The 24,791-nt window shown below is 59.6% G+C and carries 22 protein-coding genes; 6 read left to right on the forward strand and 16 right to left on the reverse strand.

Annotation, left to right across the window (positions count from 1 at the left end; translation table 11 throughout):
* The first annotated feature begins 367 nt into the window (after positions 1–367).
* The 6 genes from AC1DWG_RS28205 to AC1DWG_RS28230 are packed head-to-tail and all read left to right on the forward strand — an operon-like array spanning position 368 to position 6,324.
* On the forward strand, positions 368–1,462 hold the full coding sequence (locus tag AC1DWG_RS28205) for an ABC transporter ATP-binding protein (protein ID WP_477753962.1): 1,095 nt from the start codon (positions 368–370) through the stop codon (positions 1,460–1,462).
* Positions 1,462–2,577, forward strand: coding sequence for an ABC transporter ATP-binding protein (locus AC1DWG_RS28210; protein WP_477764581.1), 1,116 nt, complete (start codon positions 1,462–1,464; stop codon positions 2,575–2,577). The genes AC1DWG_RS28205 and AC1DWG_RS28210 overlap by 1 nt, the downstream gene beginning before the upstream one ends.
* Positions 2,574–3,440 (forward strand): carbohydrate ABC transporter permease, encoded by an 867-nt coding sequence (locus AC1DWG_RS28215; RefSeq protein ID WP_477753960.1) that lies wholly within the window; start codon positions 2,574–2,576, stop codon positions 3,438–3,440. Before AC1DWG_RS28210 ends, AC1DWG_RS28215 begins: the two co-directional genes overlap by 4 nt.
* A 10-nt stretch (positions 3,441–3,450) precedes the next feature.
* A complete protein-coding gene (locus AC1DWG_RS28220) occupies positions 3,451–4,251 on the forward strand; it encodes a carbohydrate ABC transporter permease (RefSeq protein WP_110662253.1) in 801 nt (266 codons plus the stop codon).
* Positions 4,252–4,261: 10 nt separating this feature from the next.
* Positions 4,262–4,534: a DUF2160 domain-containing protein gene (locus tag AC1DWG_RS28225; protein ID WP_095943787.1), complete on the forward strand. Its 273-nt coding sequence runs from the start codon at positions 4,262–4,264 to the stop codon at positions 4,532–4,534.
* 47 nt (positions 4,535–4,581) lie between these two features.
* Positions 4,582–6,324 (forward strand): ABC transporter substrate-binding protein, encoded by a 1,743-nt coding sequence (locus AC1DWG_RS28230; protein WP_477764580.1) that lies wholly within the window; start codon positions 4,582–4,584, stop codon positions 6,322–6,324.
* A 197-nt stretch (positions 6,325–6,521) separates the two neighbouring features.
* Here AC1DWG_RS28230 and AC1DWG_RS28235 read toward each other — a convergent pair whose 3' ends face one another.
* The 16 genes from AC1DWG_RS28235 to aceA form a co-directional block, all read right to left on the reverse strand.
* Positions 6,522–6,899, reverse strand: coding sequence for a type II toxin-antitoxin system VapC family toxin (locus AC1DWG_RS28235; RefSeq protein WP_477764579.1), 378 nt, complete (start codon positions 6,897–6,899; stop codon positions 6,522–6,524).
* Complete coding sequence (locus AC1DWG_RS28240) at positions 6,896–7,279, reverse strand: type II toxin-antitoxin system Phd/YefM family antitoxin (RefSeq protein WP_477753957.1); 384 nt, start codon at positions 7,277–7,279, stop codon at positions 6,896–6,898. Before AC1DWG_RS28240 ends, AC1DWG_RS28235 begins: the two co-directional genes overlap by 4 nt.
* Before the next feature lie 265 nt (positions 7,280–7,544).
* Entirely contained in the window at positions 7,545–9,008 is a 1,464-nt protein-coding gene (gene nuoN / locus AC1DWG_RS28245) for an NADH-quinone oxidoreductase subunit NuoN (protein WP_108217843.1), read from the reverse strand.
* Between the two features lie 7 nt (positions 9,009–9,015).
* Entirely contained in the window at positions 9,016–10,548 is a 1,533-nt protein-coding gene (nuoM, locus tag AC1DWG_RS28250) for an NADH-quinone oxidoreductase subunit M (RefSeq protein WP_477753956.1), read from the reverse strand.
* Between the two features lie 39 nt (positions 10,549–10,587).
* A complete protein-coding gene (gene nuoL / locus AC1DWG_RS28255) occupies positions 10,588–12,441 on the reverse strand; it encodes an NADH-quinone oxidoreductase subunit L (RefSeq protein WP_477753955.1) in 1,854 nt (617 codons plus the stop codon).
* A complete protein-coding gene (nuoK, locus tag AC1DWG_RS28260; protein WP_007946416.1) occupies positions 12,438–12,746 on the reverse strand; it encodes an NADH-quinone oxidoreductase subunit NuoK in 309 nt (102 codons plus the stop codon). Before nuoK ends, nuoL begins: the two co-directional genes overlap by 4 nt.
* Before the next feature lie 2 nt (positions 12,747–12,748).
* Positions 12,749–13,252, reverse strand: a complete 504-nt coding sequence (gene nuoJ, locus AC1DWG_RS28265) for an NADH-quinone oxidoreductase subunit J (RefSeq protein WP_477788661.1) — start codon at positions 13,250–13,252, stop codon at positions 12,749–12,751.
* Between the two features lie 9 nt (positions 13,253–13,261).
* Positions 13,262–13,807, reverse strand: coding sequence for an NADH-quinone oxidoreductase subunit NuoI (gene nuoI, locus AC1DWG_RS28270; protein ID WP_223444746.1), 546 nt, complete (start codon positions 13,805–13,807; stop codon positions 13,262–13,264).
* A 12-nt stretch (positions 13,808–13,819) separates the two neighbouring features.
* Positions 13,820–14,827 carry an NADH-quinone oxidoreductase subunit NuoH gene (nuoH, locus tag AC1DWG_RS28275; RefSeq protein ID WP_046037838.1) on the reverse strand — a complete coding sequence of 336 codons (1,008 nt, stop codon included), beginning with the start codon at positions 14,825–14,827 and terminating at the stop codon, positions 13,820–13,822.
* Positions 14,824–17,538 (reverse strand): NADH-quinone oxidoreductase subunit NuoG, encoded by a 2,715-nt coding sequence (nuoG, locus tag AC1DWG_RS28280; RefSeq protein WP_477788662.1) that lies wholly within the window; start codon positions 17,536–17,538, stop codon positions 14,824–14,826. The genes nuoH and nuoG overlap by 4 nt, the downstream gene beginning before the upstream one ends.
* A 137-nt stretch (positions 17,539–17,675) precedes the next feature.
* Positions 17,676–19,031 (reverse strand): NADH-quinone oxidoreductase subunit NuoF, encoded by a 1,356-nt coding sequence (nuoF, locus tag AC1DWG_RS28285; protein WP_477753952.1) that lies wholly within the window; start codon positions 19,029–19,031, stop codon positions 17,676–17,678.
* A complete protein-coding gene (gene nuoE / locus AC1DWG_RS28290) occupies positions 19,028–19,525 on the reverse strand; it encodes an NADH-quinone oxidoreductase subunit NuoE (protein ID WP_008053447.1) in 498 nt (165 codons plus the stop codon). The genes nuoF and nuoE overlap by 4 nt, the downstream gene beginning before the upstream one ends.
* A 2-nt stretch (positions 19,526–19,527) precedes the next feature.
* Positions 19,528–21,312 carry an NADH-quinone oxidoreductase subunit C/D gene (gene nuoC, locus AC1DWG_RS28295; RefSeq protein ID WP_007981273.1) on the reverse strand — a complete coding sequence of 595 codons (1,785 nt, stop codon included), beginning with the start codon at positions 21,310–21,312 and terminating at the stop codon, positions 19,528–19,530.
* A 74-nt stretch (positions 21,313–21,386) separates the two neighbouring features.
* A complete protein-coding gene (locus AC1DWG_RS28300; protein ID WP_046037844.1) occupies positions 21,387–22,061 on the reverse strand; it encodes a NuoB/complex I 20 kDa subunit family protein in 675 nt (224 codons plus the stop codon).
* Positions 22,062–22,071: 10 nt separating this feature from the next.
* Entirely contained in the window at positions 22,072–22,485 is a 414-nt protein-coding gene (locus AC1DWG_RS28305) for an NADH-quinone oxidoreductase subunit A (protein WP_003223812.1), read from the reverse strand.
* A gap of 643 nt (positions 22,486–23,128) precedes the next feature.
* The gene (gene aceA, locus AC1DWG_RS28310; RefSeq protein WP_007970439.1) at positions 23,129–24,454 is read right to left on the reverse strand and encodes an isocitrate lyase; all 1,326 of its coding nucleotides are present in this window, start codon (positions 24,452–24,454) and stop codon (positions 23,129–23,131) included.
* Between the last annotated feature and the right edge of the window lie 337 nt (positions 24,455–24,791).

Genomic DNA, 24,791 nt, shown 5'->3' on the forward strand with positions numbered 1-24,791 from the left:
CAAGCTTTTATTGTTTTTATGGTGGCTTCAACTACAAACGGTCACTGTAGGAGCGAGCTTGCTCGCGATGGACGTTAACGGTGATGAGGGCTGCCTGAATAAACGAGGCGCTCTCAAGTGCATCGCGAGCAAGCTCGCTCCTACAGGGGGGCGTGAGCAGTCCATAGAGTGTTGTTCACTATTGTTCACTGTCAATGGGTGAACTGTTCAATTGTTCATTTTCGATTGTTCATTTGTGTTCAGCAACGAACGCTGTTTGTACGTCCCGTTCGGAAATTTCAAGCTAAATCAATAGCTTGAATTTTTTGGCACGGATGTCGCTATGTAGCTCCGGTCGCTTGACTCCAAAAATAAAAAAGGCCGAGCCATGTCATTAACCCTGGAGCACGTCAGCCGCACCGTCGAGGGCCAGACCTGGATCGACGATGCCAACCTGAGTTTTGAACCCGGTTCCTTCAACGTTTTGCTGGGTCGCACCTTGTCCGGCAAAACCAGCCTGATGCGCTTGATGGCCGGTCTGGACAAGCCCGACAGCGGCCGCATCCTGATGAACGGCGTCGATGTCACCCAGCGCCCAGTGCGCCTGCGCAATGTGTCGATGGTGTATCAGCAGTTCATCAATTACCCGACCATGACCGTCTTCGAGAACATCGCCTCGCCGCTGCGCCAGGCCGGTGTATCCAGCGAGCTGATCCAGAGCAAGGTGCTGGAAACCGCGAAGATGCTGCGCATCGAGAAATTCCTCCAGCGCCATCCCCTCGAACTCTCCGGCGGCCAGCAACAGCGCACGGCCATGGCCCGGGCGCTGGTCAAGGATGCCGAGCTGATCCTGTTCGACGAACCGCTGGTCAACCTCGACTACAAGTTGCGTGAAGAGCTGCGCCAGGAAATGCGCGAGCTGTTCAAGGCGCGCCACACCATTGCGATCTACGCCACCACCGAGCCCAACGAAGCCCTGGCTCTGGGCGGTACCACGACCATTCTTCACGAAGGCCGGGTGATCCAGAGCGGCCGCTCTTCCTCGGTCTATCACCAGCCGCAAACGGTGCTGGCGGCCGAGCTGTTCTCCGAGCCGCCGATCAACCTGATGCCGGGACGCATTGCCGGCAACGAAGTGAGTTTCGCCAACTTCGTGCACTTTCCGTTGAACGTCGATTTACGTCCGGTGGGCGAGGGCGAGTTCCGTTTCGGCGTGCGGCCCAGTCATATCTCGCTGGTGCCGAGCAACGACGATGACCTCGAATTGGCGGTGACCGTCGAAGTCGCGGAAATCAGCGGCTCGGAAACCTTTCTTCACGTGCGCAACGAGCACTTCCTGCTGGTGCTGCACTTGCCGGGTGTTCACGAATACGACGTCGATGCGCCGATCCGCATCTACATCCCGACCCATAAACTGTTTGTGTTCGATACGCAGGGGCGGCTGGTCCAGGCGCCGGGCCGGCGTGTCACGAGGGTTGCCTGATGGCCGAAATCCGTTTGCACAACCTCGCCCACAGTTACACCAAAACCCCGGTGGGACCTGAGGACTACGCGATCCGCGAGATGGACCACATCTGGGAGCAGGGCGGCGCCTACGCGTTGCTCGGACCATCGGGCTGTGGGAAATCGACCTTGCTCAACATCATTTCCGGGCTGCTCAGCCCGTCCCAGGGCCATGTGCTGTTCGACGGCAAAGCGGTCAATGACCTGACCCCGGAGAAGCGCAACATCGCCCAGGTTTTCCAGTTTCCGGTGGTCTACGACACCATGACGGTGTTCGATAATCTGGCCTTTCCGTTGCGCAATCAAGGCATGGTGGAAGCGAAAATTCACAGCAAAGTGCAGGAAATCGCTGAAGTCCTCGACCTCCAGGCATTGCTTTACAAGAAGGCGCGCAACCTCACCGCCGACGAAAAACAGAAAGTCTCCATGGGCCGCGGGCTGGTGCGCGATGACGTGTCGGCGATCCTGTTCGACGAGCCGCTGACGGTGATCGACCCGCACCTGAAGTGGAAACTGCGGCGCAAGCTCAAGCAGATCCACGAGCAGTTCAACATCACCATGGTCTACGTCACCCACGATCAGCTGGAGGCCTCGACCTTCGCCGACAAGATTGCGGTGATGTACGGCGGGCAGATCGTGCAGTTCGGCACGCCAAGGGAATTGTTCGAGCGCCCGAGCCACACCTTTGTCGGCTACTTCATTGGCAGTCCGGGGATGAACCTGATCGACGTGCAGCCACAACCGGGTGGAGTCGGTTTTGCCTCGACCCATCTGCCGCTGTCCGAGGCCATGCAGCAGCGCATCGCCGAGTCCGAATGGAAAACCCTGAAGGTCGGCATTCGACCGGAGTTCGTCCATGTGTGGGACGAAGCCTTTGATGACGCGCTGCGGGCACAGGTCGTACACGTCGAAGACCTGGGCACCTACAAAATCATGACCCTCAACCTCGATGGCGTCCCCCTGAAGGTGCGCCTGGCCGAAGACAAATTGGTGCCGCAAGGCACGGCCTACATCAGTTTTCCGGCGCAATGGCTGATGGTCTATGCCGACGAATTCCTCCTGGAAACCCAAGCCAACATTGAGGTGCAGCCATGAACAAGGTGCAGAACAACAAGGCCTGGTGGCTGGTACTGCCGGTGTTCCTGCTGGTGGCGTTCAGTGCGGTGGTCCCGATGATGACCGTGGTCAACTATTCGGTGCAGGACATCTTCGACCAGTCCAGCCGTTATTTCGTCGGCGCCGACTGGTACAAGCAGGTGCTGCTCGACCCGAGGCTGCATGACTCGTTGCTGCGTCAGTTCATCTATTCCGCCTGTGTGCTACTGATCGAAATTCCGCTGGGCATCGCCATTGCCCTGACCATGCCGACCAAGGGCCGCTGGTCTTCGGTGGTGTTGATCGTGCTGGCAATCCCGTTGCTGATCCCGTGGAACGTGGTCGGCACCATCTGGCAGATCTTTGGCCGCGCCGATATCGGCCTGCTGGGGGCGAGTCTCAAGGCCATGGGCATCAGCTACAACTATGCGGCGAACACCATGGACGCCTGGGTCACGGTGCTGGTGATGGACGTCTGGCACTGGACCTCGCTGGTGGCGCTGCTGTGCTTCTCCGGGTTGCGGGCGATTCCGGATGTGTATTACCAGGCGGCGCGGATCGACCGGGCCTCGGCCTGGGCGGTGTTCCGGCATATCCAGTTGCCCAAGCTCAAGAGTGTGCTGTTGATCGCCGTGATGCTGCGCTTCATGGACAGTTTCATGATCTACACCGAGCCGTTCGTGCTCACGGGCGGCGGTCCTGGCAATGCCACGACCTTCCTCAGTCAGACCTTGACCCAGATGGCCGTAGGGCAATTCGACCTGGGGCCGGCAGCGGCATTCTCGCTGGTGTACTTCCTGATCATCCTGTTGGTGTCCTGGCTGTTCTACACCGCCATGACTCACTCTGACGCCAACCGTTGAGGACCGCGCCATGAGCAAAAGAAAACTTATCCCCTTGCTGCTCTACATCCTGTTCCTGCTGGTGCCGATCTACTGGCTGCTGAACATGTCCTTCAAGAGCAACACCGAAATCCTCGGCGGCCTGACGCTTTTCCCACAGGATTTCACCCTGGCCAACTACAAGGTGATCTTCACCGATCCGAGCTGGTACACCGGCTACATCAACTCGGCGTACTACGTGAGCCTGAACACGATCATTTCCCTGACCGTGGCGCTACCGGCGGCCTATGCCTTCTCGCGCTACCGCTTCCTCGGTGACAAGCACCTGTTCTTCTGGCTGCTGACCAACCGCATGGCGCCGCCAGCGGTGTTCCTGTTGCCGTTCTTCCAGCTGTATTCCTCGATCGGCTTGTTCGACACCCATATCGCCGTGGCCCTGGCCCATTGCCTGTTCAACGTGCCGCTGGCGGTGTGGATTCTCGAAGGCTTCATGTCCGGCGTGCCCAAGGAAATCGACGAAACCGCCTACATCGATGGCTACAGCTTTCCCAAGTTCTTCGTGAAGATTTTCATCCCGCTGATCGGCTCCGGCATCGGCGTCACGGCGTTCTTCTGCTTCATGTTTTCCTGGGTCGAACTGCTGCTGGCGCGAACCCTCACCTCGGTGAACGCCAAACCCATCGCGGCGGTAATGACCCGCACCGTCTCGGCATCCGGTATCGACTGGGGGGTACTGGCGGCGGCGGGGGTGTTGACCATCCTGCCGGGCATGCTGGTGATCTGGTTTGTTCGCAACCACGTGGCCAAGGGCTTTGCCCTGGGCCGGGTATGAGGAACTGATGATGGAATGGATGAGTTGGACCGTCCCCACGGCGGCATTCTTCAGCGTGATTGCCCTGATCCTGGTGGTCATGACCACTTGGGAATTGCGTTCGCCGAGCATCCTTCGGCGTGGTTTTCTGCCGATTGCCACCACTCGTGGCGATCGCTTGTTTATCGGTCTTCTCGGCAGCGCCTACCTGCATTTGCTGGTAATCGGCGTCACCGACTGGAGCATCTGGGTCGCCTTCGCGATGTCCCTGGTGTGGCTGTTGGCTGTGATGCGTTGGGGCTAGTCGAATCGCTCGGCAATGTTGCTCCGAAACTTAAACAGGAGGTCTCTATGTTCGACAAAAACAATAAGCTGCGACATAGCATTTCATTGGCAGCCATGCTGGCACTCAGCGGTTTGAGCGCATCTGCCTGGGCCGATGCCTACGAAGATGCCGCGAAAAAATGGATCGGCAGCGAGTTCAAGCCGTCCACCCTGACGGCCGATCAGCAGCTCGCGGAATTGAAGTGGTTCATCAAGGCCGCCGAGCCATTCCGCGGGATGGACATCAAGGTGGTGTCGGAAACCATTGCCACCCACGAGTACGAGTCCAAGGTGCTGGCCAAGGCCTTCACCGAAATCACCGGCATCAAAGTGACCCACGACTTGCTGCAAGAAGGCGACGTGGTGGAAAAATTGCAGACCGTGATGCAATCGGACAAGAGCATCTATGACGGCTGGGTCAACGACTCGGACCTGATCGGCACGCACTTTCGTTACGGCAAGACGGAATCGATCACCGACCTGATGGCCAACGAGGGCAAGAACTTCACCTCGCCGACCCTGGACATCAAGGACTTCATCGGCATCTCGTTCACCACCGCGCCGGACGGCAAGATCTACCAGTTACCTGACCAGCAGTTCGCCAACCTCTACTGGTTCCGCGCTGACTGGTTCGAACGCGCAGACCTCAAGGCCAAGTTCAAGGAAAAGTACGGCTATGAGCTGGGCGTGCCGGTGAACTGGTCAGCCTATGAAGACATCGCCAAATTCTTCAGCGAAGACGTCAAGGAAATCGACGGCAAACGCGTCTACGGGCACATGGACTACGGCAAGAAAGACCCGTCCCTGGGCTGGCGCTTCACCGATGCCTGGTTCTCCATGGCCGGTGGCGGCGACAAGGGGCTGCCCAACGGTTTGCCGGTGGACGAGTGGGGCATCCGCGTCGAGGATTGCCATCCGGTGGGTTCCAGCGTAACCCGCGGCGGCGACACCAACGGCCCGGCGGCGGTGTTCGCCACCACCAAGTATGTCGACTGGATGAAGAAGTACGCGCCACCGGAAGCGGCGGGCATGACCTTCTCCGAATCAGGTCCGGTGCCGTCCCAGGGCAACATCGCCCAGCAGATCTTCTGGTACACCGCCTTCACCGCCGACATGACCAAACCGGGTCTTGCGGTGATGAACGCCGACGGCACGCCGAAATGGCGCATGGCGCCGTCACCGCGCGGACCGTACTGGGAAGAGGGCATGAAGCTGGGCTATCAGGACGTGGGTTCCTGGACGTTCATGAAGTCCACACCTGAGAAGCAGAAACTGGCAGCCTGGCTCTATGCGCAGTTCGTGACCTCGAAAACCGTGTCGCTGAAGAAAACCATCGTCGGCCTGACGCCGATCCGCGAGTCGGACATCAACTCGCAAGCGATGACCGACCTGGCTCCGAAACTCGGTGGCCTGGTGGAGTTCTACCGCAGCCCGGCCCGCGTGCAATGGACCCCGACCGGGACCAACGTGCCTGACTATCCTCGCCTCGCGCAGTTGTGGTGGAGCCACATCGCCGAAGCCGCCAGCGGCGAGAAAACCCCGCAAGAGGCGCTGGACGGCCTGGCCAAGGATCAGGACGCAATCATGAGCCGTCTGGAACGCTCGAAGGCACAAGCCACCTGCGCCCCGAAAATGAACCCGGAACGCGATGCGCAATACTGGTTCGACCAGCCGGGCGCACCGAAGCCGAAACTGGCGAATGAGAAGCCTAAGGGCGAGACCGTGAGCTACAGCGAACTGCTGAAATCGTGGGAGGCGGCGCGTAAGTAAAATGGTTGTAATGTGAAAGGCGAGCGGCACCGGAAGGTGCCGTTTTTGTTGGAGTCTGTTCCACCGTCATCGCGAGCAAGCTCGCTCCCACAGGTTTTGTGTCATACACAAAATCTGCGGGTATCCTCGGTCACTGTGGGAGCGAGCTTGCTCGCGATGGGGGCGTTACGGTCAAAGCATGTATTACCGCAGACCTATCAGACCAAAACAGCCAAATCCGTGTACTGAGCAACCACGGAATCGGCGGTGAGGAGTCTCATGGGTTCTGTGATGGCCGTTGCAATAATCAAACGGTCGAAAGGGTCGCGATGGTGATGCTCGAGGTCTTTTACGGCAATGGCGTGTTCTGACGTTACCGGCAACTCGATGAAGCCGCTTTCGAGGCAATATTGACGGATCTCCTCCAGATCGACGTTCAGCTTTCCTAGCCCGACCTTGATTGCCATCTCCCAGAATGTCGCTGCACTGATGTAAATGTCGGCGGCGTTTTCAATGATCTTTCTGGCCTTGCCAGTTAGCCTTGGATCATCACTGAGAGTCCAAAGCAGAACATGGGTGTCAAGCAGAACCCTCATTCGTGAGTTCCCTCAAAAGCATCCAGCATGTCGTCGGGCAGGGGGGCGTCAAAGTCTTGAGGAAGAACCAGTTTGCCTTTCATCGCTCCGATACGCTGTGCGCAAGGTTTTCCCACGGGAACCAGACGAGCCAGGGCTCGACCATGTTTGGCAATCGTAATGATCTGTCCGGCTGCTGCATCATCGACGAGTTTGGACAGGTTGTTTTTTGCTTCGGCCAGCGGAACGACGATCATGGCGTTTCTCCTGAATTCTGGACAAATATAGCCAGAATTCAGAGCGCCGACAAAGGCAAGCTGACGATAGGTCAAATCGTCATGTGTCAAATTGGGTGAGTAATCAAAACTGCTGTCCCGCAACGTATAGGTTTCCCGTTTCATGGAATGCTCCGAATGGCTTTTCACGCACCATAGCGATCGGTAGCAATGATCGGATGTCAGCTATTCCATACCGTCGCTCAAGCATCTTCTTAAAATGGGTAGGGAAAAAAGCTCAAAAGATCGCAGCCTGCGGCAGCTCCTACAGGGTGTAAGCCATCCCGATGTAGGAGCTGCCGCAGGCTGCGATCTTTTGATCTTTGATCCCAAACGCAAAAACGGCACCCGAAGGTGCCGTTTCTGTTTACTACCGAGTAACGCTACGCGATCAACCCGCCAGGCCCGACTGTTGAACCAGGTTCAACAACGGTTGTGGGTACAGGCCGAGGAAGAACGCCAGTACCGCGATGGCCAGCAGCATCACGCCGCCTGCACGTTGTTCCCAGTGCAGTTGGGCGTCGACTCGACGCAGGTTCGGTTCGATCAGGTACAGGGTGACCATCACACGCAGGTAGTAGAACACGCCGATGGCGCTGCCCAGTACCAGGGAGCCGACCAGCCACCATTGGTGCGATTCGACACCGGTGGCGATGATGTAGAACTTGCCGATGAAGCCCGCGGTCAGCGGGATACCGGCCAGGGACAGCATCATCACGGTCAGTACGGCGGTCAGGTACGGACGGCGCCAGAACAGGCCGCGGTATTCGTACAGGGCGTCTGCGTCACGGCCTTTGTACGGCGAGGACATCAGGGTGATCACACCGAAAGCACCGAGGCTGGTGATCACGTAGGTGACCAGGTACACGCCGATGGCTTCCACGGCCAGACCCTTGCTCGCCACCAGGGCGATCAGCAGGTAGCCGAAGTGGGCGATGGACGAGTAACCCAGCAGACGCTTGAGGTTGCTCTGGGTCAGGGCCAGCAGGTTACCGAACAGGATCGACGCGATGGCGATGATGGTCAGCACGTTGCTCAGCACGCCGCTGCTCGCCGCTGGCGAGATCTGGAACAGACGCACCATCACCGCGAACACGGCAACCTTGGAAGCGGTAGCGAGGAACGCTGCAACCGGTGCCGGAGCACCTTCGTAGACGTCCGGAGTCCAGAGGTGGAAGGGTACCAGCGACAGCTTGAACGCCAGGCCGATCAGCATCATGCCCAGGCCCAATTGAGCCAGAGAGCTTGGCAGGCCAGTAGCCGCCAGCGCCTGGCCGATGCCGACGAAGCTCAGGGAACCGGCGTCAGCGTAGAGCAGGGCCATACCGAACAACAGGAATGCGGAACCGGCAGCCGACAGCACCATGTACTTGATGCCGGCTTCCAGCGAACGCTTGTTGAAGAAGGCATAGGCCACCAGACCGTAGACCGGTACCGAGAGCAGTTCCAGACCGACGAACAACCCGGCCAGGTGCTGCGCGCTGACCAGCACCAGGCCACCGGCGGCGGCCATCAGGATCAGCAGGTACAGTTCTTCACGGTTGCCCGGGTAACCCGTGCCGCCATCGCCGAGGTAGGCATGGGCGAGGGTCACACAGGCGAGGGTGGCGACCAGGATCAGCGCCATGTACAGGCAGGCGAAGCTGTCGATCTGCAGCAATGGGGTCACGGCCAGGGGCGCGACTTTCAGGGCAGGCAGGATCGACAGCAGTGCCAGGTTCAGACCCGCCACCGACAGCAGGAAGGTCTGGGAGTGGTTGCGGCGCCAGGCGATCGCCAGCATCACCACGATGATCGTGGCGCTGGTGATCAACAACGGCGCTAGCGCGATAAAGTGTTGAGTCGTGAATTCCATAGCGCTCTTACCGGGCCGAAGCGAGTTGAGTGAAGGCGGTGCCGAGCCATTGCTGCACGCCATGCATCGTAGCGGCAGAGGTATCGAGGAACGGTTGTGGGTACACGCCGATGTAAATCAGCAGTGCGGCCAGACCGACCACCATGATCATTTCGCGACCGTCCATGCCATGTAACACCGCGTCCGATTTCGACGGGCCGAAGTAGGCACGGTGGATCATGATCAGCGAGTAGACCGAACCGAACACCAGGCCGGACGTCGCGATGATGGTGACCCATGGAGCGATCGGGAAGGTGCCGATCAGAATCAGGAACTCACCGACAAAGTTACCGGTCGCCGGCAAGCCCAGGGAAGCTGCTGCGAAGAACAGGCTTAAGGCTGGCAGGTAAGCGATCTTCGACCACAGGCCACCCATCTCGCGCATGTCGCGGGTGTGAGTACGCTCGTACAACTGACCGGAGAGGATAAAGAGTGCCGCCGCCGACAGACCGTGCGCCAGCATCTGCATCACCGCACCCTGCAGCGCTAGTTGGCTGCCGGAGTAGATGCCGATCAGTACGAAGCCCATGTGGGAAACGGACGAGAAGGCAATCAGGCGCTTGATGTCGGTTTGCGCGAACGCCAGGAACGCACCGTAGAAAATCCCGATCAGACCCAGGGTCATCGCAAACGGCGCGAACTCGGCCGAGGCATTCGGGAACAGCGGCAGGGCGAAACGCAGCAGGCCATACGCCGCAGTCTTCAACAAGATACCGGCCAGGTCCACGGAACCCGCGGTCGGCGCCTGGGCGTGAGCGTCAGGCAGCCAGGAGTGGAACGGCACGACCGGCAACTTGACCGCGAAGGCGATGAAGAAGCCGAGCATCAGGATGTACTCGGTAGTCGTCGACATCCTGGTTTTCAACAGATCGGCGTAGTTGAAAGTAATCACGCCGGTGTCGTTGAAGTTGACCAGTACCAGACCCAGGATCGCCACCAGCATGATCAGGCCGGAAGCCTGAGTGAAGATGAAGAACTTGGTCGCCGCGTAGATCCGGGTTTTCTTGCCGTCCGAAGAACTGTGACCCCAGAGCGCGATGAGGAAGTACATCGGCACCAGCATCATTTCCCAAAAGAAGAAGAACATGAACAGGTCGAGGGCGAGGAACACGCCGACGACACCGCCCAGGATCCACATCAGGTTCAGGTGGAAGAAGCCAACGTGACGCTGGATCTCTTTCCACGAGCAGAGTACCGAGAGCACACCCAGCAGACCGGTCAGCATGATCATCAACAGCGACAGGCCGTCGAGGGCCAGGTGCACATTGATGCCGAAGCGCTGGATCCAGACGTGTTTGAACTCAAGCGCCCAGGTCGGATCGGCACCCGGTGCCGGAGCAAATGAATAGTCACCGTTGGCCCACAGCCAGAGGCCGAGGGAGAGCAGCAGGGACATGGTGATCAGCGCAATCCAGCGCGGGAGGGTGGCGCCGAAGCGCTCACCCATCCAGCACAGCAGGCCGCCGATGAAGGGGATCAGGATTAGCCAAGGCAGAATCATGACGGGTTCGTTTCCTTTCGCAAATTCGCAAGGTTCATATCAGACCGCTACCAGCACGACGGCGCCAATGACCAGCACGGCACCAGCAGCCATCGAGGCGGCGTACCAACGCAGTTGACCGGTCTCGGTACGGCTCAGGGCGGTGTGACCGCCTTTGGCCATGCGCGGGATCAGACCGATGGTCTGGTCGAGCGGGTCTTTGCGCAGGATGTGGCTGATCGCCAGGTACGGCTTGACGAACAGTTTGTCGTAGATCCAGTCGAAGCCCCAGGCAGCGAACCACCAGGCCGAGAGGATACGGCCGATGCCGCTGTTGGCGATGCCGGTGACGAAGCGACGCTTGCCGAGGAACAGCAGCGCGGCCAGCAGGATACCGGACAGGGCGATGGCGCCCGAAGCGATTTCCAGACTGTGCTTGGCTTCGCCGCCGGCATGGCCGACGCTTTCCGGCAACACACCGTGCAGCGGCGGAACGATCATCGCGCCGACGAAGGTCGACAGTACGATCAGCACCGACAGTGGCAGCCAGTGAGCGATACCGTGACCAGCGTGGGCTTCGGTCTTCGCTTCACCGTGGAACGCGATGAAGATCAGGCGGAAGGTGTACAGCGAAGTCATGAACGCGCCGACCAGACCCGCGTAAAGCAGACCGTTGTTGCCGCTGGCGAACGCTTCCCAGAGGATTTCGTCCTTGGAGTAGAAGCCTGCGGTCACCAGAGGCAGGGCCGCCAGGGCCGCGCCGCCGACGATGAAACTGGCGTAGGCCAGTGGCAGTTTCTTCCACAGGCCGCCCATCTTGAAGATGTTCTGCTCGTGGTGGCAGGCAACGATCACCGCACCGGACGCAAGGAACAGCAGGGCCTTGAAGAAGGCGTGGGTCATCAGGTGGAAGATCGCGCCATCCCAGGCACCCACGCCCAGGGCCAGGAACATGTAGCCGATCTGGCTCATGGTCGAGTAGGCGAGGATACGCTTGATGTCGGTCTGAACCAGTGCGGCGAAACCTGCGAGAACCAGGGTCACACCGCCAACGATGCCCACCAGGTGCAGGATTTCCGGCGCCAGGGTGAACAGGCCGTGGGTACGGGCAATCAGGTAGACACCGGCGGTCACCATGGTTGCGGCGTGGATCAGTGCCGAAACCGGAGTCGGGCCGGCCATCGCATCCGCCAGCCAGGTTTGCAGCGGCAGTTGCGCGGATTTACCGACAGCGCCGCCCAGCAGCATCAAGGTAGCCATGACCATCCAGAAATCGCCGGACTGGAATTTCTGCGGAGCCAGCACCAGCAGTTCCTGGATGTTCAGGGTGCCCAGTTGGGCAAACAGAATGAACAGGCCGATGGCCATGAACACGTCGCCGATACGGGTCACGATGAAGGCCTTGAGTGCGGCGTTACCGTTGTTGCGGTTGCTGTAGTAGAAACCGATCAACAGGTACGAGCACAGACCCACGCCTTCCCAACCGAAGTACACGAACAGCAGGTTATCGGCCAGGACCAGGAACAGCATGCTGGCGATAAACAGGTTGGTGTAGGCGAAGAAACGCGAGTAGCCGTCTTCACCGCGCATGTACCAGGAGGCGAACAGGTGGATCAGGAAGCCGACGCCAACCACCACACCGAGCATGGTTACGGACAGGCCATCCAGGTGCAGGGCGAAGTTCGGCGTGAAGCCTTCCACCGCCATCCACTGCCACAACACCAGGGTGTAGTGACCGCCTTCCGGCGGGGCGACGTTGAACTGCCAGATCACATAGGCCGCGACGATCGCCGACAGGCCAATGGAGCCGACGCCGATCAGCGCCGAAAGGTTTTCCGAGAGACGGCCGCGAGAAAACGCCAGCAGCACAAAACCGATCAGGGGGAACAGGAAAGTCAGATAGAGAAGGTTCATCCGCGCATCTCACTGGCAGCGTCGATATCGAGCGTGTGGAAGCGGCGATACAGTTGCAGCAGGATCGCCAGGCCAATACTGGCCTCGGCGGCTGCCAGGCTGATCACCAGGATGAACATGATCTGTCCATCCGGCTGCGCCCAGCGGCTACCGGCAACGATGAACGCCAGGGCGGAGGCATTCATCATGACCTCCAGGCTCATCAGCACGAAAAGGATGTTGCGGCGGACCATCAGGCCGACCAGACCGAGGCAGAACAGGATGCCGGCAACCGCCAGGCCATGCTCCATGGGGATAGCAGGCATCGTCATTGCTCCTTGGCTTCGTTGCGGCCCAAGTGGAACGCCGTGACGGCTGCGGCGAGCAGCAGCATCGAGGCGAGTTCGACCACCAGCAGGTAAGGACCGAACAGGCTGATGCCCACGGCCTTGGCGTCTACGGTGGAGTGGCCGATGGCTTCACCGGTCTGGTGGGAGAACAGCACATACAGCAGTTCCACCAGCAGCAGCGCAGCGAGGAGGACCGGGCCGCCCCAGATGCCGGGCTTGAGCCAGGCGCGCTCTTGCTGAGCCGAGGCCGGGCCCAGGTTCAGCATCATCACCACGAACACGAACAGCACCATGATGGCGCCAGCGTAGGCGATCACTTCCAGGACACCGGCAAACGGTGCGCCGAGGGCGAAGAACGTCATCGCCACGGCGATCAGCGAAATGATCAGGTAGAGCAGGGCGTGCACAGGGTTGGTGTTGGTGATCACGCGAAGCGTGGACACCACAGCGATACCCGATGCGAAATAGAAAGCGAATTCCATCTTTCTTCCTTAAGGCAGCAAGCTCTTCACGTTGATCGGTTCGGCTTCATTCTGCGCGGAGCCTTTCGGCTTCCCGGCAATCGCCATACCTGCAACACGATAGAAGTTGTAATCAGGGTTTTTGCCGGGGCCGGAGATCAGCAGATCTTCTTTCTCGTAAACCAGGTCCTGACGTTTGAACTCGGCCATTTCGAAATCCGGCGTCAGCTGGATCGCGGTGGTCGGGCAGGCTTCCTCGCAGAGGCCGCAGAAAATGCAGCGCGAGAAGTTGATGCGGAAGAAGTCCGGGTACCAGCGACCGTCTTCGGTTTCAGCTTTCTGCAGCGAGATGCAACCAACCGGGCAGGCCACGGCGCACAGGTTGCAGGCTACACAACGTTCTTCGCCATCAGGGTCGCGGGTCAGGACGATACGCCCACGGTAGCGCGGCGGCAGGTAGACCGGTTCTTCCGGGTACTGCAGCGTGTCGCGCTTGCGGAAGGCGTGGCTGAAAATCATCACCAGGCTACGAAGCTGGGTGTAGAAGCCATGCACGATGTCAAAAATGTACTTCATGATTCTCTATCCTCACTGAGCCGCGACGGCGGGCGTGTTGAGCAACACGATCGCAGCGGTCACCAGCATGTTGACGAGGGTCAGCGGCAGGCAGAACTTCCAGCTGAAATCCATCACTTGGTCATACCGTGGGCGCGGAATCGAGGCGCGCAGCAGGATGAAGAACATGATGAAGAACGCGGTTTTCAACGCGAACCAGATGAACGGGATCTGCGGCAGGATGCCGAACGGACCGTGCCAGCCACCGAAGAACAAGGTCACCAGCAGCGCCGAAATCAACACGATGCCGATGTACTCGCCGACGAAGAACATGCCCCATTTCATGCCGGCGTATTCAATGTGGTAACCGTCGGCCAGTTCCTGCTCCGCTTCCGGCTGGTCGAACGGGTGACGGTGAGTCACGGCCACGCCAGCGATGAAGAAGGTCAGGAAACCGAAGATCTGCGGAATGACGAACCACAGGTTCTGCGCTTGATATTCAACGATGTCGCGCATGTTGAACGAGCCGACCTGGATCACGATGCCCATCAGCGACAGGCCCATGAACACTTCGTACGACACGGTCTGCGCCGAGGCACGCAAGCTGCCCAACAGGGCGAACTTGTTGTTGCTCGACCAGCCGGCGAACAGCACCGCGTAGACCGACAGGCCAGCCATGGCGAAGAAGAACAGGATGCCGATGTTGATGTCCGCGACACCCCAGGTCGGGGTGATCGGGATGATTGCGAAGGCAATCAGCAAGGCGCTCATGGCCACGACCGGCGCCAAAGTGAAGATCACTTTGTCGGCGAACGGCGGCGTCCAGTCTTCCTTGAAGAACATCTTGATCATGTCGGCCGCGATCTGGAATGCGCCGAACGGACCGACACGGTTTGGACCGTAACGGTCCTGCCAGAGGGCGAGCAGACGACGCTCGACCCAGCTCAGCAGGGCGCCGCAAACCACCACGGCAAGCAGAATCACCACGGCCTTGAGGACCGCGATGATGATGTCGATCACTTCAGGAGTGAACAAGGTCATTGAGCTGCCTCCTGCAGACCGTCAACGGATTTGCCAAAGATCGCTGGCGGAATGCCGGCGATGCCCGCAGGCAATGCCACCAGACCGGCGCCCAGCTCTTCATTGATACGCAGTGGCAGACGCAGGGTCTGACCAGCCACGTTCAGGCTCAGCATGGCGCCATCGTTGACGCCCAAACGGTCGGCTTCGGACTTGGCCAGCGCAACATAAGCAGCCGGAATGCGTTCCTGAACCGGAGCGGCTTTCGAAGAGTTCTCTTCGCTGCCGAACAGGTGGAAGAACGGCACAACCTGCCAGGTGCCTTGGGCTGGGTTGAACGCGCGCGGAACACTGGCGAACCAGTTCAGCGAGTCACCAGTGCTTTCGATCAGGCGGGTGCCCGGGTCGCCAGCGCGGATGTGACCACCGACTTCGTCCTGGAACTTGTTCCAGGCTTGCGGCGAGTTCCAGCCCGGAGACCAGGCGAATGGCACTTGCTGACGCGGTTCGACCGAGCCCGAGTAACCTTCCATGGAGAACGAGAACGCGGTGTCGTTGTCCTGGGAAGTACGCGGTTCGTGCACGCTGATGTCGGCGCGCATGGCGGTCCGGCCGCTGTAACGCAGCGGTTCACGAGCCAGTTTCAGGCCTTTGATGCGGAACGCGGCGGACGGTGCGGCATCGACGATGCGCGCCAGTTGCGGTTTGCTCGCAGCAACGGCAGCGGTGACGTGGTCCAGTTGGGTCCAGTCGATCGGCTGGTTCAGCAGGGTCGAGCGCAGGGCATGCAGCCAGCGCCAGCCTTCGTGAACCAGAATGCTTGCGTCGAGGTAAGTCGGGTCGAAGACCTGGAAGAAACGCTGGGCGCGGCCTTCCTGGCTGACCAGCGTACCGTCGCCTTCAGCAAAGCTGGCAGCTGGCAGAACCAGGTGCGCGCGATCGCTGGTGGCGGTCTTCTGATGGTCCGCCACGATCACCACTTTCGCGGCGTTCAGGGCAGCATCGACCTTGGCTTTGTCGGTGCGGGTGTATAGATCGTTTTCCAGCACGACGATGGCGTCGGCCTTACCGTCGATCACCGCTTGCAGGGCTGCGTCGACCGAGTCACCACCAAGCATGGCCAGGCCGAGGCTGTTGGCCTCTGGCACGATCAGGCTGATGGAACCGTTCTTCTCACGCAGCTTCAGGGCCTTGGCGATGTTCGCCGCGGCTTCGATCAGCGCCTTGGAACCCAGCGAGGTACCGGCAATGATCAATGGACGCTTGGCAGCGAGCAGGGCGTTGGCGATGCGCTGAGCCAGTTCGAGGGCTTCAGCGTCCAGGCCTTCAACGGCCGGCGCGCTGGCATCGAGGGCGTGAGCCACGGCGAAACCGATGCGGGCCAGGTCGTCGGGAGCTGCGTGAACGCATTCTTCAGCCACGTCGTCGAGCTTGGTTTCAGCCAGGCTGGCGATGAACAGCGGGTTCAGCGCGTTCTGACCGATGTTCTTCACCGCGGCATCGAGCCATGGCTGAACGCGCATGGCGTCGGCCATGTCTTCGGCCTTGCCCTTGACCGATTGACGCAGGGCCAGGGCCATGCGCGCAGCGGTCTGGGTCAGGTCTTCGCCGAGGACGAAAATCGCATCGTGATCTTCGATGTCGCGCATGTTCGGGATCGGCAGCGGACTGTCTTTGAGCACCTGTACAACCAGACGAATGCGCTCAAGCTCAGCGGCTTCGATACCGGAGTAGAAGTGCTCGGCGCCGACCAGTTCAAGCAACGCGTAGTTGCTTTCGAGGCTGGCGCGCGGCGAACCGATACCAACGATGTTGCGACCGCGCAGCAGGTCAGCGGCTTTATCCAGTGCTTCGTCGAGGCCCAGCTTGGCGCCGTTGGCCAGCAGTGGCTGACGCGGGCGGTCTTCGCGGTTGACGTAGCCATAGCCGAAACGGCCACGGTCGCACAGGAAGTACTGGTTCACCGAACCGTTGAAACGGTTTTCGATGCGACGCAGTTCGCCGTAACGCTCGCCCGGGGAAATGTTGCAACCGCTGGAGCAGCCATGGCAGATGCTCGGCGAGAACTGCATGTCCCACTTACGGTTGTAGCGCTCGGAGTGAGTCTTGTCGGTGAACACACCGGTCGGGCAGACCTCGGTGAGGTTGCCGGAGAACTCGCTTTCCAGGGTGCCGTCTTCAACGCGACCGAAGTACACGTTGTCGTGGGCGCCGTATACGCCCAAGTCGGTGCCGCCGGCGTAGTCTTTATAGAAGCGCACGCAACGGTAGCAAGCGATGCAGCGGTTCATTTCGTGGGAAATGAACGGGCCCAGTTGCTGGTTCTGGTGAGTACGCTTGGTGAAGCGGTAACGGCGCTCGTTGTGGCCGGTCATTACCGTCATGTCTTGCAGGTGGCAGTGACCGCCTTCTTCACAGACCGGGCAGTCGTGAGGGTGGTTGGTCATCAACCATTCAACAACACTGGCACGGAAGGCCTTGGATTCTTCATCTTCGATGGAGATCCAGGTGCCGTCGGTGGCAGGGGTCATGCAGGACATCACGATACGACCACGGGTGTCGTTCTCGTCGGTGTACTGCTTGACCGCGCACTGGCGGCAAGCGCCAACGCTGCCAAGGGCAGGGTGCCAGCAGAAATAAGGGATATCGAGGCCTAGCGACAGACATGCCTGTAACAGGTTGTCTGCCCCATCGACTTCGAGCTCTTTGCCGTCTACGTGGATAGTGGCCATGGTTCAAAGTTCTTCGTTGGCCCGGTGTCAGCGGGCGTGGCTAATGGAATCTTGTTATCCGCGTGAATCAACACAGCCGTTAAAGGCGTCATCACACGAAAAGCGAAGGGCACGGACCCTTCGCCTTTTTTAAGCGTTTACGCGCCGACCAGGATCGGCCTTGCCAGAGGCGGGACGGCGGCGCTGACTGGCGCGATACCGGCTTCGAACTCATGGCGGAAGTATTTGATCGCGCTGCCCAACGGCTCCACGGCGCCCGGTGCGTGAGCACAGAAGGTCTTGCCTGGGCCGAGGAAGCCGACCAGACCCAGCAGGGTCTCGATGTCGCCGGCTTGCCCTTCACCGTTCTCGATGGCCATCAGGAGCTTGACGCTCCATGGCAAGCCATCGCGGCACGGGGTGCAGAAGCCACAGGACTCGCGGGCGAAGAACTGTTCCATGTTGCGCAGCAGGGACACCATGTTGACGCTGTCGTCCACCGCCATGGCCAGGCCGGTACCCATACGGGTGCCCACTTTGGCGATGCCGCCGGCGTACATTTGTGCGTCCAGGTGTTCCGGCAACAGGAAGCCGGTACCGGCGCCGCCAGGCTGCCAGCACTTGAGCTTGTAACCGTCGCGCATGCCGCCGGCGTAGTCTTCGAACAGCTCGCGAGCGGTGACGCCGAATGGCAGTTCCCACAGGCCCGGGTTCTTGACCTTACCGGAGAAGCCCATGAGCTTGGTGCCCATGTCTTCACTGCCTTCGCAGGCCAACGATTTGTACCAGTCCACGCCGTCGGCAATGATCGCCGGCACGTTGCAGAGGGTCTCGACGTTGTTCACGCAAGTCGGCTTGCCCCACACGCCAACGGCGGCCGGGAACGGCGGCTTGGAGCGCGGGTTGGCGCGGCGGCCTTCGAGGGAGTTGATCAGTGCGGTTTCTTCACCGCAGATGTAACGCCCGGCGCCAGTGTGGACGAACAGTTCGAAATCAAAACCCGAACCCAGGATGTTCTTGCCCAGCAGGCCAGCTGCCTTGGCTTCTTCCACGGCACGGTTCAAGTGCTTGGCGGCGGTGGTGTACTCGCCACGCAGGAAGATGTAGCCACGGTAGGTTTTCAGCGCGCGGGCACTGATCAGCATGCCTTCGATCAGCAGATGGGGCAGTTGCTCCATCAACATGCGGTCTTTCCAGGTGTTCGGCTCCATTTCATCCGCGTTGCACAGCAGGTAGCGGATGTTGATGGATTCGTCCTTTGGCATCAGGCCCCACTTCACGCCAGTGGGGAAGCCTGCACCGCCGCGGCCCTTGAGGCCGGAGTCTTTCACGGTCTGGACGATGTCGTCCTGAGCCATGTCGGCGAAGGCCTTGCGCGCAGCGGCGTAACCGTTCTTGGCCTGGTACTCGTCGAGCCATACGGCTTCGCCGTCGTCACGCAGACGCCAGGTCAGTGGGTGAGTCTCGGCCGAACGTTTGATGAGGTTGGCCGGACCGAAGGAAGTCAGGGTCATACGTAGCCCTCGAGCAATTTGGCAACGCCTGCTGGCTGCACATCACCGAAAGTGTCGTCGTCGATCATCAACGCCGGCGCCTTGTCGCAGTTGCCGAGGCAGCAGACCGGCAGCAGGGTGAAACGACCATCGGTGGTGGTCTGACCCAGGCCGATGCCCAGTTTGCTCTGGATTTCACTGACCACGGACTCGTGGCCGCCGATGTAGCAGACCATGCTGTCGCAGACGCGAATGATGTGACGGCCCACTGGCTGACGGAAGATCTGGCTATAGAACGTCGCCACACCTTCAACGTCGCTGGCCGGGATGCCGAGGATCTCGCCGATGGCGTACAGGGCGCCGTCCGGCACCCAGCCACGTTCCTTCTGGACGATCTTCAGGGCTTCGATCGACGCCGCTCGCGGGTCTTCGTAGTGATGCAACTCGTGCTCGATGGCCGAGCGCTCGGTTTCACTCAAGGTGAAACGGTCTGTCTGGATAAGCGTGCTGTTCATGCTTAGCGGTCCACGTCGGCCATAACGAAATCGATACTACCCAGGTACGCAATCAAGTCCGCGACCATGCTGCCTTTGATCACCGAAGGGATCTGCTGCAGGTGCGGGAAGCTTGGGGTACGAATCCGGGTGCGGTAGCTCATGGTGCCGCCATCGCTCGTCAGGTAATAACTGTTGATGCCCTTGGTCGCTTCGATCATCTGGAAGGATTCGTTGGCCGGCATGACCGGGCCCCACGAAACTTGCAGGAAGTGTGTGATCAAGGTTTCGATGTGCTGCAGGGTGCGCTCTTTCGGCGGCGGCGTGGTCAGCGGGTGATCCGCTTTGTACGGGCCTTCCGGCATGTTGCGCAGGCACTGGTCGATGATCCTGATGCTCTGGCGCATCTCCTCGACACGCACGATGCAGCGGTCATAGGCATCGCCATTGGCGGCCAGCGGCACTTCGAATTCGAAGTTCTCGTAGCCCGAGTACGGACGCGCTTTGCGCAGGTCGAAATCGCAACCGGTCGAACGCAGGCCGGCACCGGTGACGCCCCATTCCAGGGCCTCTTTGGTGTTGTAGTCGGCGACGCCGATGGTCCGGCCACGCAGGATGCTGTTGTCCAGTGCGGCTTTCTGGTATTCGTCCAGACGCTTGGGCATCCACTCGACGAAATCCTTGACCAGTTTTTCCCAGCCGCGCGGCAGGTCGTGGGCGACGCCACCGATGCGGTACCAGGCCGGGTGCAGGCGGAAACCGGTAATGGCTTCGATCACCGTGTACGCGCGCTGACGGTCGGTGAAAGTGAAGAACACCGGGGTCATGGCGCCGACGTCCTGGATGTAGGTACCCAGGAACAGCAGGTGGCTGGTGATCCGGAAGAACTCGGCCATCATGATGCGGATGACGTCGACCTTCTCCGGCACCTTGATGCCGGCCAGCTTCTCGACCGAGAGCACGTACGGCAGGTTGTTCATCACGCCGCCGAGGTAGTCGATACGGTCGGTGTACGGGATGAAGCTGTGCCAGGACTGACGCTCGGCCATCTTCTCGGCACCACGGTGGTGGTAACCGACGTCCGGTACGCAGTCGACGATCTCTTCACCGTCCAGCTGCAGGATGATGCGGAACGCACCATGCGCGGACGGGTGGTTCGGGCCGAGGTTGAGGAACATGTAGTCCTCGTTCGGGCCGGAACGCTTCATGCCCCAGTCTTCCGGCTTGAAGCGCGCGGACTCTTCCTCGAGCTGCTGCTTGGCCAGGTTCAGGGTGAACGGGTCGAACTCGGTGGCACGCGCCGGGAAGTCCTTGCGCAGCGGGTGACCTTCCCAGGTCGGCGGCATCATGATGCGCGACAGGTGAGGGTGGCCTTTGAAGTCGATGCCGAACATGTCCCAGACTTCACGCTCGTACCAGTTGGCGTTCGGCCAGATGCTGGTGACGGTCGGTAAACTGAGGTCGCTCTCGGACAAGGCGACCTTGATCATTACGTCACTATTACGTTCGATCGACATCAAGTGATAGAACACGGAGAAGTCGACGCCGTTCGGCAGCCCTTGACGCTTGGTGCGCAGACGCTCGTCCACGCCGTGCAGGTCATAGAGCATGACGTACGGCTTGGGCAGGTTGCGCAGGAAGGTCAGGACTTCGACGAGTTTGGCGCGGGCAACCCAAAGCACCGGCATGCCGGTGCGGGTAGGCTGGGCGGTGAACGCCTCCGGGCCAAAACGGTTGTTCAGTTCGACGACCACATCCTGGTCGTCTGCCTTGTAAGGCGGGATGTACAGAGCACTGCCTGTAGTCATGGTTATTTTATCGCTTTCGGTCAACGTAAAGAATGAAGCCAGGTTCTCGTTCTATGGAAAGAAGCAGATCTGGATCAGACTTCGTCGGGGCTGCGCAGGTTGGTGACTGCGATTCGCTGTTCGCGGCGCTTTTCCTTTTCGGAAGGCATCTCGGCGCGATACACGCCTTGATCGCCAACGACCCAGGAAAGTGGGCGACGCTCCTGGCCAATCGACTCCTGCAACAGCATCAGGCCTTGCAGGAAAGCTTCAGGGCGGGGCGGGCAGCCAGGCACGTAGACGTCCACGGGCAGGAACTTGTCCACCCCTTGAACGACGGAGTAGATGTCGTACATGCCACCGGAGTTGGCGCACGAACCCATGGAGATGACCCATTTAGGTTCGAGCATTTGCTCGTAGAGACGCTGAATGATCGGCGCCATCTTGATGAAGCAGGTACCGGCGATAACCATGAAATCCGCCTGGCGCGGTGATGCCCGGATAACCTCGGCGCCAAAGCGCGCGATGTCGTGGGGCGCCGTGAAGGCGGTGGTCATTTCCACGTAGCAGCACGAAAGACCGAAGTTATACGGCCACAGGGAGTTCTTGCGCCCCCAGTTGATCGTGCCGTTAAGCACGTCTTCGAGCTTGCCCATGAAAATGTTTTTGTGGACTTGATCTTCTAACGGATCGGAAACGGTTTCCCGCTGGCCAATCGGATACTGCTCGTTAGGAGCATCGGGGTCGATCCTGGTGAGATTGTATTGCATTGCCAAAGCCTCATTGTTTCAGCTTCGCTTGCCGCTTGCGCCGAGCTTCCGGAGCCCAGTCAAGGGCGCCCACTCGGAATAGGTAGACAAGGCCTGCCAACAGAATTGCTATGAAAACGAGAGCTTCGACGAATCCGGTCCAGCCGCTTTCGCGGACGGACACAGACCATGCAAAGAGAAAGAGGGCTTCGATATCGAAGATCACGAAGAGCATCGCGACCAGATAGAATTTGGCTGAGAGCCGCAAGCGGGCGCCACCTGTAGGTAGCATGCCGGACTCGAACGGTTCGTTTTTGCTGCGGCCCCAGGCTTTTGACCCGAGGAGGCTGGAAACACCGAGCATGAAGGCGCAGAGGCCGACAACGCCTAGAAGGAAAATGGCAAAGCCCCAGTTGTGGGCCATGAGTCCTGTCGCTTCGGGCATGCTGGTAATCCTTAACAGAGAGCAAAGGTCTCTGAGCTTGAAAAGAAACAAAGGCAGTGACGATATGTCGCAGCAATCAATCCCGCTGATTTTATGGCTAAACACCCGGCAAGTAAAATTCCTATAGCGAAATTATTTATAGGAATAAGGACATAGGGAGCCCTCAAGGCCCTGTAGCCCTTGGCCCGTGGGCATTAGCCGGCATTTCGTCAATTATGTTTTGTAGGGAATGTAACGAACATTGCTGCCTATAAATGATAATCAGTATTATTTGGATCGGTTTTTAAACTGCTTGTCCTTCGGATACTCGGGAAGTTGTCTTGTATGGGCGTTACTGCAAGTAGCGGAGGGGCGTGTTTTAGCGGATTTTTCTGACGCCGATGGCGCTCTGGATCAATGTTTCGTCAGGCTATCGCCGATCCCCTGTAGGAGCTGTCGAGTGAAACGAGGCTGCGATCTTTTGATCTTGTTTTTTTAGAGGCAAGATCAAAAGATCGCAGCCTGCGGCAGCTCCTACAGGAGTTTGTGGTTTTTGGGGGGGAGGGCGCAGGCAAAAAAACGCCCCGAACCAGTCGGGGCGTCAGATTTGCGGCGTTGCGGTTTCTAATTGGTCCGCAACGGCCGTTTGCTCAGGCGAAGCAGATCAGTGGAACTGTTCTTCTTCGGTCGAACCGGTCAGTGCGGTCACTGAAGACGAGCCACCCTGGATCACGGTAGTCATGTCGTCGAAGTAGCCGGTGCCCACTTCCTGCTGGTGCGCCACGAAGGTGTAACCCTTGGCGGCGTCAGCGAATTCCTGCTCTTGCAGCTTCACGTAGGCAGTCATGTCGTTGCGGGCGTAGTCGTGCGCCAGGTTGAACATGCTGTGCCACATGTTGTGAATGCCGGCCAGGGTGATGAACTGGTGCTTGTAGCCCATGGCGGACAGTTCGCGCTGGAACTTGGCGATGGTCGCGTCGTCCAGGTTTTTCTTCCAGTTGAAGGAAGGCGAGCAGTTGTACGACAGCAGTTGGTCCGGGTATTCCTTCTTGATCGCTTCAGCGAAGCGACGAGCCTCGTCCAGGTCTGGCTTGGCGGTTTCGCACCAGATCAGGTCGGCGTACGGAGCGTAGGCCAGACCGCGAGCGATGGCCTGGTCCAGGCCGGCGCGTACTTTGTAGAAGCCTTCCTGGGTACGTTCGCCAGTCACGAATGGCTGGTCGTACGGGTCGCAGTCGGAAGTCAGCAGGTCAGCGGCGTTAGCATCGGTACGGGCCAGGATGATGGTCGGAGTACCGGCAACGTCAGCAGCCAGGCGAGCAGCGGTCAGCTTCTGTACGGCTTCCTGGGTAGGAACCAGTACCTTGCCGCCCATGTGGCCGCATTTCTTCACGGAAGCCAGTTGGTCTTCGAAGTGAACGCCGGCGGCGCCTGCTTCGATCATGCTCTTCATCAGCTCGTAAGCGTTCAGTACGCCGCCGAAACCGGCTTCAGCGTCAGCCACGATTGGCGCGAAGTAGTCGATGTAGCCAGCGTCGCCCGGGTTCTTGCCGGCTTTCCACTGGATCTGGTCGGCACGACGGAACGAGTTGTTGATGCGCTTGACCACGGTTGGAACCGAGTCCACCGGGTACAGCGACTGATCCGGGTACATCGATTCGGCGGAGTTGTTGTCCGCAGCCACTTGCCAGCCCGACAGGTAGATCGCCTGGATACCGGCCTTGACTTGTTGTACAGCCTGGCCGCCGGTCAGGGCGCCCATGCAGTTGACGAAATCTTTCTCAGGACGGAAGGCCGGCTTGGCACCTTGGGTGACCAGGTTCCACAGCTTCTCGGCGCCCATTTTTGCAAAGGTGTGCTCAGGTTGAACCGAGCCACGCAGGCGGACGACGTCAGCAGCGGAGTAAGTGCGTGTCACGCCTTTCCAGCGCGGGTTTTCAGCCCAGTCTTTTTCGAGGGCTGCAATTTGCTGTTCGCGTGTCAGTGCCATGGGAGATAAACCTCGTCGCGTCTTTATGAAAAGTTGTTCTGCGGTGGAAAATTCCTGCGCTCGCTGACCAGAAGCTTAAGCGGTCAAGTCGGATTCGGCGGGGAGGGCGACGGGATGAACGATCGGCTCGAGGGGAAGTGAGCAGGTAAAGGCGAACTGCGGGCGCATTCGGGCGTCGTGGGCCTTGGTGCGAACATCAGTGTGGTGCCGGGTTACCTATTACGCTTCCGTCCCTCGGGACAACTTCGTTCCAGTCGACAACCTCGTCAAACACACCTTGTGGGCGGTACAGACACGAAGCGGTTCGCGGGGGTAGGTGCGAACATCGCCTCGAAGG

The sequence above is a fragment of the Pseudomonas sp. P4_B3 genome, from assembly GCF_056402295.1.